This window comes from Streptomyces sp. NPDC044033 (assembly GCF_056434425.1).
This window is the reverse complement of record NZ_JBWKFF010000005.1, coordinates 158,445-171,494: the sequence shown is the minus strand read 5'-3', so window position 1 is coordinate 171,494 and position 13,050 is coordinate 158,445. Positions and strand designations below refer to the sequence as shown.

11 protein-coding genes and 1 pseudogene are annotated in these 13,050 nt (G+C 71.1%); 10 read left to right on the top strand and 2 right to left on the bottom strand.

Annotated features, from left to right (window positions below; genetic code table 11):
* Nucleotides 1-115 precede the first annotated feature (115 nt).
* The 10 genes and pseudogenes from AC07AB_RS11990 to AC07AB_RS11945 all read left to right on the top strand — a co-directional run bounded on the left by AC07AB_RS11990 (nucleotide 116) and on the right by AC07AB_RS11945 (nucleotide 9,292).
* A complete protein-coding gene (locus AC07AB_RS11990) occupies nucleotides 116-541 on the top strand; it encodes a GNAT family N-acetyltransferase (RefSeq protein ID WP_478564041.1) in 426 nt (141 codons plus the stop codon).
* A gap of 211 nt (nucleotides 542-752) precedes the next feature.
* Entirely contained in the window at nucleotides 753-2,096 is a 1,344-nt protein-coding gene (locus AC07AB_RS11985; RefSeq protein ID WP_478564038.1) for a hemolysin family protein, read from the top strand.
* Entirely contained in the window at nucleotides 2,093-3,112 is a 1,020-nt protein-coding gene (locus AC07AB_RS11980; RefSeq protein WP_478564035.1) for a hemolysin family protein, read from the top strand. Before AC07AB_RS11985 ends, AC07AB_RS11980 begins: the two co-directional genes overlap by 4 nt.
* Before the next feature lie 102 nt (nucleotides 3,113-3,214).
* Nucleotides 3,215-3,655 (top strand): GNAT family N-acetyltransferase, encoded by a 441-nt coding sequence (locus AC07AB_RS11975; RefSeq protein ID WP_478564033.1) that lies wholly within the window; start codon nucleotides 3,215-3,217, stop codon nucleotides 3,653-3,655.
* An 83-nt stretch (nucleotides 3,656-3,738) separates the two neighbouring features.
* Nucleotides 3,739-4,713 carry an aminoglycoside phosphotransferase family protein gene (locus AC07AB_RS11970; RefSeq protein ID WP_478564030.1) on the top strand — a complete coding sequence of 325 codons (975 nt, stop codon included), beginning with the start codon at nucleotides 3,739-3,741 and terminating at the stop codon, nucleotides 4,711-4,713.
* A 157-nt stretch (nucleotides 4,714-4,870) separates the two neighbouring features.
* The gene (locus AC07AB_RS11965; protein ID WP_478564027.1) at nucleotides 4,871-6,307 is read left to right on the top strand and encodes a S41 family peptidase; all 1,437 of its coding nucleotides are present in this window, start codon (nucleotides 4,871-4,873) and stop codon (nucleotides 6,305-6,307) included.
* A gap of 48 nt (nucleotides 6,308-6,355) precedes the next feature.
* The gene (locus AC07AB_RS11960) at nucleotides 6,356-7,147 is read left to right on the top strand and encodes an SGNH/GDSL hydrolase family protein (RefSeq protein ID WP_478564024.1); all 792 of its coding nucleotides are present in this window, start codon (nucleotides 6,356-6,358) and stop codon (nucleotides 7,145-7,147) included.
* Nucleotides 7,148-7,206: 59 nt separating this feature from the next.
* Nucleotides 7,207-8,640 (top strand): adenylosuccinate lyase, encoded by a 1,434-nt coding sequence (purB, locus tag AC07AB_RS11955; protein WP_478564021.1) that lies wholly within the window; start codon nucleotides 7,207-7,209, stop codon nucleotides 8,638-8,640.
* 1 nt (nucleotide 8,641) lies between these two features.
* Nucleotides 8,642-8,806: pseudogene (locus AC07AB_RS11950) on the top strand (uracil-DNA glycosylase family protein); the annotation flags it as partial.
* A gap of 120 nt (nucleotides 8,807-8,926) precedes the next feature.
* Nucleotides 8,927-9,292, top strand: a complete 366-nt coding sequence (locus AC07AB_RS11945) for a hypothetical protein (RefSeq protein ID WP_478564018.1) — start codon at nucleotides 8,927-8,929, stop codon at nucleotides 9,290-9,292.
* A gap of 58 nt (nucleotides 9,293-9,350) precedes the next feature.
* On the opposite strand, the gene AC07AB_RS11940 is transcribed toward AC07AB_RS11945, so the two are convergent.
* Nucleotides 9,351-11,816, bottom strand: coding sequence for a tyrosine-type recombinase/integrase (locus tag AC07AB_RS11940; RefSeq protein ID WP_478564015.1), 2,466 nt, complete (start codon nucleotides 11,814-11,816; stop codon nucleotides 9,351-9,353).
* Nucleotides 11,809-13,005, bottom strand: coding sequence for a tyrosine-type recombinase/integrase (locus tag AC07AB_RS11935; RefSeq protein ID WP_478564012.1), 1,197 nt, complete (start codon nucleotides 13,003-13,005; stop codon nucleotides 11,809-11,811). The genes AC07AB_RS11940 and AC07AB_RS11935 overlap by 8 nt, the downstream gene beginning before the upstream one ends.
* Nucleotides 13,006-13,050: the final 45 nt, after the last annotated feature.

The window sequence follows — 13,050 nt, the reverse complement described above, 5'->3', positions numbered from 1 at the left end:
GCCCCCTCGGCCGGTCCTCGCAGGCCGTTCGGCGGCCAGCCACGACCGAGGGGGACCGCGGCGGGGCCTCGCGATCGGTTCGACCGCGCGGCCCGCCCGGTGGTGGGATACCGGCATGAGCGATCTTCGAATACGGGCCGCGGGCCCCACCGACCTCGATGACGTGCTGGCCTTCTGGAAGGAGGCCGCCGAGGGTACGAGCATCAGCGACGACCGGGACGGAGTGGCCCGGCTGGTGGCCCGCGACGGCGAGTCGCTGCTGCTGGCCGAGGTCGGCGGCGAGCTGGCGGGCACCGTCATCGCGGGTTTCGACGGCTGGCGGTGTTCGCTGTACCGGCTGGCCGTCCACCCCGACGCCCGCAGACAGGGAGTCGCCACCGCTCTGCTGGAGGCCGCCGAGCGGCGGTTCGTGGAGCTCGGCGGGCGGCGGGGCGACGCGATGGTCCTGGAGGACAACGTGGTGGCGCAGCGCGCCTGGGGCGCGGCGGGGTACGCGCGTGAGCGGCAGTGGCGGCGCTGGACGAAGCCGCTGGGCGGATGAGGCGCCGGACCACCGCGAGCGGGGCGCTGCGGAGCGGGGCGCAAGGGCGCTTGCGCACCCTCGCGCGCTTTGCTCGTCCTTTACCATGGATGATTCACCCGTTGTCATCCTCTTGTGAAAGGTGTGAGCGTCCGTCCATGGGCGAGCCTCCCAGTAGTCGACATCGCGCGTTCCGTCCCCCCTTGCCCGATCATGGGACGGAGGTGAACCGATGACCGAAGTGATCCTCCTGGTGGTCGCCCTGCTGCTCACCCTCGCGTGCGCGCTCTTCGTGGCGGCCGAGTTCTCCCTGACCACGGTGGAGCGCAGCGAGCTGGAGCGGGCGGCCGAGCGCGGCGACCGCGGCGCCGACAGCGCGCTGAAGGCCGTGCGCGGCCTCACCTTCCAGCTCTCCGGCGCGCAGCTCGGCATCACCGTCACCGGCCTGATCATCGGCATGATCTCCAAGCCGTCCATCTCCGCCCTGCTCACCGGCCCGATGAAGGCGGCCGGGCTGCCGGCCTCCGCCGCCGCCTCCACCGCGCTGGTGCTGGGCACCGTGCTCTCCACGGTGGTCCTGATGGTGGTCGGCGAGCTGGTGCCGAAGAACTGGGCGATCTCCCGGCCGCTGCCGGTCGCCCGGCGGGTCGCGGGGGCGCAGCGCGCCTTCAGCTCCGTCTTCCGGCCGCTGATCAGGCACCTCAACAACACCGCCAACCGCGTGCTGCACCGGATGGGCCTGGAGCCCGCCGAGGAGCTGGCCACCGCGCGCGGCCCGCGGGAGCTCATCGCGCTCGCCCGCCACTCCGCCAAGGAGGGCGCGCTGGAGGCGGACACCGCGGAGCTGTTCGTACGGACGCTGAACCTCGCCGATCTCACGGCGGAGAACGTCATGACGCCGCGCGTCCAGGTCACGGCGCTCGACATCCAGGCCACGGCCGAGGACGTCGCCGACGCGACCCGGGCCACCGGTCTGTCCCGCTTCCCGGTGTACCGGGGCAGCCTGGACACGGTCGTGGGCGTCGCCCACATCAAGGACGTCCTGGCGGTACCCGCCGAGCGGCGGCCCCGCCACCCGGTGGCCTCGCTGCTGCGGGAACCGCTGCTCGTACCGGAGTCGCTGACGGTGGACCGGCTGCTGGACCGGTTCTCCGGGAAGCGGAGCATGGCGGTCGTCATCGACGAGTACGGCGGTACGGCGGGCGTCGTCACGCTGGAGGACATCGTCGAGGAGGTCGTGGGCGAGGTCCGCGACGAGCACGACCCCGACGAGACCCCCGACCTGGCCCCGGCGGGCACGGACGCCGAGGGGCGCGAGCTGTACGACGCGGACGGCGCGGCCCGTACCGACCAGCTCCAGGCGATCGGGCTGCGCGCGCCGGACGGCCCGTACGAGACCCTCGCCGGGCTGGTGGCCACGGAGCTGGGCCGCATCCCGGCGGACGGCGACACCGTCGAAGCGGCGGGCTGGCGGATCGAGGTCGTGGACGCCACGGGCCGCCGGGCGGCCCGGGTGCGGCTGTCGGCGCCGGTGCCCGGCGCCGACGGCGAGAGCGATGAGGAGGCCGGCCGGTGACCGCGGTCCAACTGCTGATCGGCCTGGCGACCCTGGTCGTCAACGCCTTCTTCGTCGGGGCCGAGTTCGCGATGATCTCGGTGCGGCGCAGCCAGATCGAGCCGCACGCCGAGGACGGCGACCGGCGGGCCGGCAGCGTCCTGTGGGGGCTGCGGCACGTATCGGCGCTGATGGCGGCGGCGCAGCTCGGCATCACCCTGTGCACGCTGATCCTCGGTGTGGTCGCCGAGCCGGCCATCGCACACCTGCTGGAGCCGGTCTTCCACGCCGTCGGCGTGCCGGACGGGCTGACGCATCCGATCTCCTTCGTCATCGCGCTGGCCGTGGCGACGTATCTGCACATGCTCTTCGGCGAGATGGTGCCGAAGAACATCGCGCTCGCGGAGCCGGTGCGCACGGCGCTGCTGCTCGGGCCGCCGCTGGTGGCCCTGGCGCGCGCCCTGCGCCCGGTGATCTTCGCGGTCAACGCCTTCGCGAACGGGCTGCTCAAGCTGTTGCGCGTGGAGCCGAAGGGCGAGGTGTCGGCCACCTTCTCGGACGACGAACTGGCCCGTATGGTCGCCGACTCCAGTGAGGCGGGGCTGTTGGACGACCGGGCCACCGAACGGCTGCGGGACGCGCTGGAGCTGGGCCGCCGCCCGGTCAAGGACGTGGTGCTGCCGGTGGAGCGGGTGGTGTCCGCGCGGATCGGGGTGACGCCCGAGGGGCTGGAGCGGCTGTCGGCCGAGTCGGGCTTCTCGCGGTTCCCGGTGGTCGACGCGGGCGGCCGGATCCTGGGCTATCTGCATGTGAAGGACGCCCTCGACGCGAAGCCGCGCGACCTGCCGCTGCCCGCCGAGCGGGTGCGCCCCATCGCGCGGGTGCGGGCCGCCACGCCGCTGGACGATGTGATCACGGCGATGAGCAGCACGGGCACGCATATCGCCGCCGTCATCGGCGAGGAGGGGCGGCTGGCCGGTCTCGTCACGATGGAGGACGTCCTGCGCGAGCTGGTCGGCCGGCCACCGGCCGCCTGACGGCGGGCCGGGCGGGTGCCGGAGCTCGATGAGCTCGGCCCCGCCCGGCGTTGATCGAAATTCGCGTGCTCGGGGGCCATACGGACTGGCATGCTCCGCGCTATGACGACCGAACACGCCCCGCGTCCGGCCCTGACCGTCGGCGGCCTCGACACCGAACTCAGCGACCGCCTGGACGAGGGACTCAACGCCTACAACAAGGCCGCCGCCGGCGCGGACGCCGCCGCCACGCTGTCGGTGAAGGTGACCGACGCGGACGGGCGGTTGGCCGGCGGACTGACCGGGTGGACCTGGGGCGGGCTGTTCGGCATCGAGATGCTGTGGATACGCGAGGACTACCGCGCGGACGGCTGGGGCAGCAGGATCCTGGCGGAGGCCGAGGCGGAGGCGCTGCGCCGCGGCTGCGACCGGGCGGCCGTCTCGTCCTTCACCTTCCAGGCGCCCGGCTTCTACGAGCGGCAGGGCTACACCGAGTTCGGCCGCAACGCGGGCATCCCGGGCGGGCACGCGAAGGTGCACCTCCGCAAGACTCTTACGAGCTGAGGCGGACTCTTGATGCACGGCATCCACGGCATCCACTGCGTCCATGGCGTCCATGGCGTCCATGGCGTCCATGGCATCGAACCGTGAGCCGCCCCGTCATCGAAGTGCCGCCTGTCGTACGGGAGAAGGCCCGGCGGCTCGGCAGGCGCGGGCAGGAGTGGCTGGCCGGCCTGCCGGACCTCGTCGCGGAGCTGGAACAGCGGTGGTCGGTCACGGCCGGCGAACCGCTGGACCGGGCGACGAGCGGGTACGTCGTGCGGGTACGGACCGGGGACGGCCGTCCCGCCGTGCTCAAACTCGCCGTCCCCGAAGCCGCCCGCGACCCGCAGTCCCCCGGCGCGCTGCGAACTCTTCAACGTGCCGAAGGACACGGGTACGTCGGCGTGCTGGCTCATGACGCCCAGCGGCACGCGATCCTCCTGGAGGCGCTCGGAGCGCCGCTCGACCGGCTGGGGCTCCCCGTACACCGGCAGATCGACATCCTGTGCGCCACGCTGCGGCGCGCCTGGCGCGTGCCGCGTCCCGAGAACGCCGCCGCTGTTCCGGAGCCGGAGAAGGCCCGGGCGCTGGCCGCGATGGTCGAGCAGCTGTGGGAGCGCCTCGGCCGCCCCTGCTCGGAGCGCGCCGTCGACCGGGCGCTGGAGTGCGCCGGGCGCCGGGCCGCGGCCTTCGAGCCCAGCCGGTGCGTCGTCGTCCACGGCGACCCGCACCCGGGCAACGCGCTCCGCGCCATCGCCCCTCGGCCCGGCGCGGAAACCGGCTTCGTCTTCGTCGACCCCGACGGGTTCCTCGACGAACCCGCCTACGACCTCGGCGTCGTGCTGCGCGGCTGGTGTGCCGAACTGCTGGCCGGCGACGCGGTCCGGCTGGCCCGCTCGTACTGCTCGCTGCTGGCCGAGCACACGGGCACGGACGCCGGGGCGGTCTGGGAATGGGGTTTCCTGGAGCGCGTGTCCACCGGTCTGTATCTGCTCGACCATGGTGCGCAGGAGCTGGCGCGGCCGTACCTGGACACGGCCGAGCTCCTGACCGAGGCGACGGCCCCGGCCGTCGGCTGACTCCGCGTTCCCGTTCGCCCGCCGACTCGCCGGTCCTGGGGACAGCCCCCCGTACGCCCCTCCTGCCTGCCGGATTCCAGGAGCCGGGCGACGTCTCTAGCGTTTCGCCGGAAGGAACCGGCACCTGACTGAACACCTATACGGGGAGGCTGATCTCATGCGTCGCTTCCGACGCGGGGCGAACGCGGGCATGGTCGTGCTCGCCCTCACTGCGACGCTCGCGGCGGTGGCCGCCGCGCCGGCACCGGAGGCGGGGGCGCGGAACGGCACCGGGCGAACACGCCTGGACGGCGTCTGGCGCACCGACGGCTACGGCAGCGTGCTCCGGATCGAGCACGGACACCTGCGTACCTGGCAGACCACCTCGATCAGCTGCCTGCCCGACGCGGCGACCGCCACCGCCACCGGCGGGCCCGGCGCGGACGGCTCGGTGCGGTTCGAGCAGGATGACGCGAGCGGACTGACCGTACGTCCTGACGGGCCCGGCCGGGCCCGGCTGAGCTACGACGGCAGTGTGGGCGACCGGGAGCTGCGCCGGGTGGACGCGCTGCCGTCCCCTTGCGGCGACCCGGTACCGAAGGACCCGCGGGCTGTCTTCGACGTGTTCTGGCAGACGTATGCGGAGAACTATCCGTTCTTCGCGTTGCACGGCGTGGACTGGGACGCGCAGCGGGACCGCTATCGGCCTCGGATCACCGCGCACACCACCCCCGAGCGGTTGTTCACCGTGCTGCGCGACATGATCCAGCCGCTCCACGACGCGCACACCTCGCTCGTCATGGACGAACAGCACCGCTACGGCGGCCGCCGTCCCGGCACCCCGGACGACTTCAAAGCCTTCAAGAGGCGGGTGGACGCGGCGCTGGCCCGCGAGCTGCCGCCGGTGCGGACCTGGGCGCGGGGGCATGTGGCCTACGCCGAGCTGCCGGGCCGTATCGGCTACCTGCGGATCGACGGGTTCGACGGCTACAGCGACAAGCCGGGTTACGCCGCGGAACTGGCCGAGCTGGACAGGGCCCTGGACTCGGTGTTCTCGGCGGCGAACACGAGCGGGCCGAACCGGATGCGGGGGCTGGTGCTCGACGTACGGCTCAACGGCGGCGGGGACGACGCGCTCGGCCTGCGTATCGCCTCACGGCTGACCGACCGCCCGTATCCGGCGTACTCCAAGCGGGCCCGCGACGACGCGGACGACCCGGCGCGCTTCACCCGGCCGCAGCCAATCACGGTTCATCCCGCGAAAGGGCCGCGCTTCACCGGGCCGGTGGCAGAGCTGACCGGCATCACCTCCGTCAGCGCCGCCGAGACGTTCACCCAGGCGCTCATGGGCCGCACGCCGCATGTCACGCGCATCGGCGAGAACACCCAGGGCGTCTTCTCCGACACCATGGACCGCGCGCTGCCCAACGGCTGGCAGTTCAGCCTGCCGAACGAGCAGTTCACCACCGCGCCGGACAGCGAGCGCGGCTTCGACGCGACCGGCATCCCGCCGGACATCCGTACGCCCGTGTTCACCGACTCCGAGCTGGAGCACGGCCCGGACTCGGCCCTGGACCGCGCCCGCACCCTGCTGACGGCGCACGCCCCGCGCTGAGATCCCGTGGAGCGGGTCCGGGCGGCCCCGGAGTAGGATCGCCGCGCCATGCACATGAATGCCACCTACACCAGTTTCGCCGCGGTCGGCGACTCCTTCACCGAGGGCATGTCGGACGCCCTGCCGGACGGCTCGTACCGCGGCTGGGCCGATCTGCTGGCCGCCCGCCTGGCGGCCCGTACGCCCGGCTTCCGGTACGCGAACCTCGCCGTGCGCGGAAAGCTCATCGCCCAGATCGCCGACGAGCAGGCGGGGCCCGCCGCCGCGATGGGCGCCGAGCTGGTGACGCTGGTCGGCGGCCTCAACGACGTACTGCGGCCGGGGTGCGACGTGGACGCGGTGTGCGCGCGGCTGCGGGAGGCGGTCGAGACGCTCGCGCCGAGCTGCAAGCAGCTGGTGCTGATGCGCAGCCCCGGTCGGCGCGGGCCGGTGCTGGAGCGGTTCCGGCCGCGGATGGAGCAGCTGTTCTCCTTCATCGACGGGCTGGCCGAGGAGCACGGCGCGCTGGTCGTGGACCTGTTCGGCGCCGAGGCGCTGGGCGACCGCCGACTGTGGGCCGACGACCGGCTGCATCTGAACGCCGAGGGCCACCGGCGGGTGGCCGAGGCGGTGTGGCAGGCCCTGGGGAACGAGGCGGAGTCGGACTGGAACGCGGCGCTGGGGCCGTACGTACGGCCCGGGTGGGCGGCGCGGCGCGGCGCGGATCTGCGGTTCGCGCGCGAGCACCTGGCGCCGTGGGTCGGCAGGCGGCTCACGGGCCGCTCGTCCGGGGACGGCCGGCCGGCCAAGCGCGCGGAACTGCTCCCGTACGAGGCGCCGGCCGCCCACTGGGACTCGTAGCAACCCACAACTCGGGCCGGGGCGCCGGCCTGCGTAATCCGCCAGTAGACTGGTCTCTTGTGACTGCCAAGCCCCGCATCCCGAATGTCCTGGCCGGCCGCTACGCCTCCGCGGAGCTCGCCGTCCTGTGGTCCCCCGAGTACAAGGTGACGCTGGAGCGGCGGCTGTGGCTCGCCGTGCTGCGCGCCCAGAAGGACCTCGGGATCGAGGTGCCGGACGCCGCGCTCGCCGACTACGAGCGCGTCCTCGACCAGGTGGACCTGGCCTCGATCGCCGAGCGCGAGAAGGTCACCCGCCATGATGTGAAGGCCCGCATCGAGGAGTTCAACGCCCTCGCCGGCCATGAGCACGTGCACAAGGGCATGACCTCCCGCGACCTGACCGAGAACGTGGAGCAGCTGCAGATCCGGCTCTCCCTGGAGCTCGTACGGGACCGGAGCGTCGCGGTCCTGGCGCGGCTCGGGAAGCTGGCGGGCGAGTACGCCGAGCTGGTGATGGCGGGCCGGTCGCACAATGTGGCGGCCCAGGCGACGACCCTCGGCAAGCGTTTCGCGACCGCCGCCGACGAGCTGCTGGTCGCGTACGGGCGCGTGGACGACCTGCTGTCCCGCTATCCGCTGCGCGGCATCAAGGGCCCGGTGGGCACGGCGCAGGACATGCTGGACCTGCTGGGCGGCGACGCCGCGAACCTCGCCGAGCTGGAGCAGCGGATCGCCGCTCACCTCGGCTTCGGGCACGCCTTCACCTCGGTCGGCCAGGTCTACCCGCGCTCGCTGGACTACGACGTGGTGACCTCGCTGGTGCAGCTCGCCGCCGCGCCGTCCTCGCTCGCCAAGACGATCCGGCTGATGGCCGGGCACGAGCTGGTGACGGAGGGCTTCAAGCCGGGCCAGGTGGGCTCGTCCGCGATGCCGCACAAGATGAACACCCGCTCCTGCGAGCGCGTGAACGGCCTGATGGTGGTCCTGCGCGGCTACGCCTCGATGACCGGCGAGCTCTCCGGCGACCAGTGGAACGAGGGCGACGTGTCCTGCTCGGTGGTGCGCCGCGTCGCGCTGCCGGACGCGTTCTTCGCTCTCGACGGGCTGCTGGAGACGTTCCTGACCGTCCTCGACGAGTTCGGCGCGTTCCCGGCGGTGGTCGCCCGCGAGCTGGACCGCTACCTCCCGTTCCTCGCCACGACGAAGGTGCTGATGGGGGCCGTACGGGCCGGGGTCGGCCGGGAGGCCGCGCACGAGGTCATCAAGGAGCACGCGGTCGCCTCCGCGCTGGCCATGCGCGAGCAGGGCGCCGAGCGCAACGAGCTGCTGGAGAAGCTGGCCGCGGACGAGCGGATTCCGCTGGACCGGGCGCGGCTGGACGAGCTGATGGCGGACAAGCTGTCCTTCACCGGGGCCGCGGCCGACCAGGTGGCGGCGGTGGTGTCGCGGATCGAGGAGATCGCCAAGCAGCACCCGGAGGCGGCGGCGTACACGCCGGGCTCCATCCTCTGACATGCGCCTCACCCCCGAAGAGCTCGAAGCCGCTCGCGACCGCCTCGTCCCGGACGTGGCCGCGAGCGGCCTTCGGGTCCTCTTCTGCGGCATCAACCCCGGCCTCATGTCGGCGGCCACGGGCCACCACTTCGCCCGTCCGGGCAACCGCTTCTGGCCCGTCCTGCTTCTCTGCACTTCACCCGTTCGGGTGTGACGTCGTCCGCACTGACTCCCCGGCCAAGGGCGCTGAATCACATGGACCCTCGCTCGGCGACTGTGATCCACTTCGCCCATGAGTTTGTCAGTGGATGTCTTCGTCGTTGGCGCGGACGGCAAGAGGCAGGTCCTGGACGTTCCGGAGGAATGCTCTGATCTGGCTGGGTTCGAAAGTTGGCGTTCCACCGTGTGGGGATCTGAGGTGGTCCGTTCACTGGGAGCTCGGTTCTTTCCGGTCCTGGCCGACACCGACTTGCAGGTCGAGGCCGGCCAGGTGCCAGAGTTCCGCCGTGAGTGTGCCGCACTCCGCGAGAACCTGGAGGAGATCGTTGCGGGTGGTTCCCCGGTAAGGACGGTCGAGGAACTCCGGCGCCAGATCTCTGAGAGGTTGGCGAACATCGAGGATGCTGCCAGGCGCGCGGAGGGGATGGGTGGGGGCGTTCTCATCTGGTGAGGTGCCTGCCGGCTTCCCTCTGCTTCGCCTTCACGGGGATGCGGGGGTATGTGACTCGTCAAGGTGCCTCCGGGGTTGAGGGGATGATTCGGGGCTTGGGGATGCCCAGGTCAACGGATGGGCGCCGCGTCCGACGTTGGGTTTCCTCGCGCTTGGAGCGGAGGAAGGTGAGCGTGAGGTTGATGCCTTCGACCTCGCCGAGCCAGTTCTCCTCTTCGGCCCGCCTCAGGCGAGCCAAGAGGTCGGCTTCGAGTTCTTCCAGGCGGTCGAGCATCTTCGGGTTGACGTGCAGCACCGGGCAGCGAATGCAGGCGTGTTCGTGCTGGCAAGGGGTGCCGTAGGGGCGTCCGCAGGAACCGAGCTCGACCTTGCGCCGGTCGAAGTGCTCCTCGAACTCAGACCACTCCTCGTTCGTCGCGTCGCGGTACTCGCCGCCGGGTCGGATCTGGCGACGGTGCTGCAAGTGTTCCTGGTAGTGGCGGACGACGTCCTCGTCGAAGACCGCGACGTAACCGCGGGTGGTCTGGATATTGAGGTGGCCCAGCAGGGCTGCGCCGATGTGGATCGGCAGGCCGCTGTTGACAAGTTCCGTGGCGAAGATCCTGCGAAAGTCGTGCGGCGTGAACTTCAGCCCGCGGAACTCGTGGTGCGTCTCAGCGAGCTGTTCGCAGAGCCTCGCGAGCATGACCTGAAAGGTCGCGCTGCTGAAGACCATGGGGGTGGTGCCGTTCTGCCGCTGGAAGAGGAACGGCATCGGCGCACTCCACAACTTGTCGTGGTAGTCGAACCGGCTGACCAGCGGGATCGGGCGGCCAGTGCGGGTGTGCCGACGGACGACCGAGGCGATGACGTGGAAGAGCTCGGCAGACATCGGGATGACCCGTTCGCGGTCGGTCTTCGAGGGAGCGATGACCAGCAGCGCGATGACCTCGCCGTCCGCCCTCTGATACTGGCGAATGCTCAGGTGCGTCAGCTCGCAGAGCTCTTCGATGCGAACGCCGGAATGGCGCAACGTCTCGACGGTGGCCCACTCCCAGAAGGCAGCTTCCTCCTCGGTGCCGATGTGGACGATCCGGCCGCTGGTGACCTCTTGGACGCGGGTCGGAACCGCATCGCCATGGCGAAGCAGTTTGCGGTCGGCCTCGGTGCGGATGCGCCGGTACTCGCTGCCCTCGTGGGTGAATACCTCGCCTTCGGCGACCTTGTTGGCCCGTTCCACGAGGAGGCGGGCACGGTCGTAGCGGGTTTCGACGTGGTTGACCAGGAACGGCAGCAGCGGCTGGCGCTGCCGGGTGCGGTCGGCGGAGCGTTCGTTGATGCGCCGGCGCCGCGCGCCCAGGCCGCGTAGTTCGGCGGGCGGGACCGGGCAGGGGGCGACCCAGGCCGCCCAGCGTTCGGGTTCCTGCGCGGCCCAGGTGTGCAGGTCGTAGTAGAAGCTGCGCAGCGCGATGACGATGCTGTCCTGGCCGACGCGGGGCTTGCCGTCGTCCTTGACCGTGATCATCTGGCGCCAGGCCGTGTAGTCCTCGGGCGAGATCCGCAGGTCCGCCTGATCCGGGTTGATCGTCTCGATGTTCTTCCAGAAGTGGCGGGTGAGCTTGCAGATGAGGTCCTTGAGGGTGGCGTAGTCGGTGTCGGCCTTGCGACGGGTGAAGTATTCGATGAGCAGGCCGCGCACGGGCCGGCTGGAGATCTCGTACTGGTCGACGAGTTCCTCGATGCTGCGCTGCCCACGGAGCAGTGCGGCCCGCATCGACTCGGGCGTGGACGGCGGGAAGTGCCCCATCGCGTGCAGGACGTTCCAGACCCCTCGGCCGATCAGGCGGTTGGACGCCTGACTGCCTGGTTGCAGGATGCAGCGAGCCTTCCGGTTCTCGTGGGTGAAGTGCAGCAACGCGGCGGGCGTGACGTCGCTGAGGGCGACGCCTTGGACGGTCAGCAGCATGCACAACTCGTTGATGGCGTCTCGGCGGTGCACCTGGCGAAACTGATGGGCGCGCACCTGCTCGGCGTACTCGTTCAGGAGCTGATCCTCCTGGGCGGCGATGAACATCGCCCCGTAGTTGGGCAGCGGGTTGCGCCCGAAGGCGAGCGGGGTCGGCTGGACGACGCGCAGGCAGTAGAGAGCCCGGATCCCGGCGATCACGCCGATGCCCGTGGTCCGGCGCGATCCCACTTCGTCGGCAGTGATCTGTCCCTGGCCGAGAGGACTGGCGTCCCATCGCTCCTGCCACGTCTCCCCGCAGAAGTCGAGAAGGTATTCCAGCAGCACGCGGGTGGAGTTCTTCCAGTTCAGACGGGTTGCGCGAGGCGTGTCAGGCCAGATCACGGAGGAGCCGGCAACCTGCGAAAGGAACGAGACGGAGGCCGTGGCGAACTCCCCATGCGGCCGAGGCAAGGTGGCCGCGACGGCAGGTCCGGGCGTGATGGGGCCGCCGACGAAGCGACTGGGGAACTGGAGGCCCTCGGCGACCGGGCCGTGGCGACGGCTCTGGCCGGTGGTACGGAGCTGCGTCTCAGGCACCGAACACCGCCGCGATGTCGTCGGCGTCGTAGCCGGTGGGGTAACTCCGCTCAACACGTGGGGTGTTGTAGTGCTCGGTGATCTTGTCGAAGATCTCCTCGACACGCACCGCCAGGTAGCGGCTGGTGGTCTGGATGTTGGCGTGACGCAGGACGGCCTGCACTTCCGGCAGGGTCAGCTTGCCGCCATTGGCCATGCGGCTGGCTGCGGTGTGCCGCAGGTCGTGCAGGGTCCAGTTGGTGCCCAGGGCCTCGTTCGCGCGCTGGAGAATGCGGCGCATCGCCCAGTAGGACATCGGCCGGTCAGCCCCGCGCCGGGTTCGCCACAGCGGCTCGTCCGCCGGCGGGGTGCCGATCTCGTCGAGGTAGCGGGCCAGGCGCACGAACGCCTGCGGTGAGGCCGGGATGGGCTGGCGTTCGCGTGTGCCCTTGGAGGTCACGTAGATCTTCTGGCCTGCCCAGTCGAGGTCGCCGATGCCAACGCCGAGCAGTTCCTCGGCTCGGGCCCCGCTGGAGACGTAGAACTCCAGCAGGGCTCGGTCCCGTTCGCAGCCCATGTGCTCGAACAGCTCGTCCCACAGTTGGTCAGGGATCGACCGGGGCGGCCGGTCGGCGACCTTCTGCCGCAGCCGGGCCCGGCCGAGCACCGGCTTGGGCTCCAGCGGACTGCGGTGAGCCAACGCACGACGCCGCTGCGGCGAGACGGGAACGGGATTGGTGACCGGACCGTTGCCCTGGTGGGCGTGGAACTCGTAGAACCCGCTGACCACCGACAGGGCGTGGTTGATCGTCCGTGGCGCGTACCCGGCTCGTAGGACCGGCTTGCCGGTGCGCAGGTTCACCGAGCCTGGGGCAGCCGCTCCGGCCGACTTCCGCTGGCGCTGAGGATTCGCTGCCGACCGCAGCAACCCGGCCAGCACCGCAGTCTCCGCTTCGGTCGCCTTCTCCCAGACCACGCCGAGCAGCCACAGCAGCCGGAACCAGCGCAGCAGCCCGTACCCGTAACTGCGGACCGTCAGCGGGCTGCTGTCATTCAGAGCCAGGTCGCGCAGGTACGCGGTGACCGGCTCGATCTCGTCGTCGTACCCATTGACGACGATGTATGGAGGATGGATGCCCCGCGCCGGGAGCACCGCCCCGACGCGGGGAAGTTCCGCCCGCCCCTCCATCAGTTCATGTCGTAGATCCACTTCGCTCTCCTCGTTGGTCTCGGGAACCGTCACCGAGACCAACGA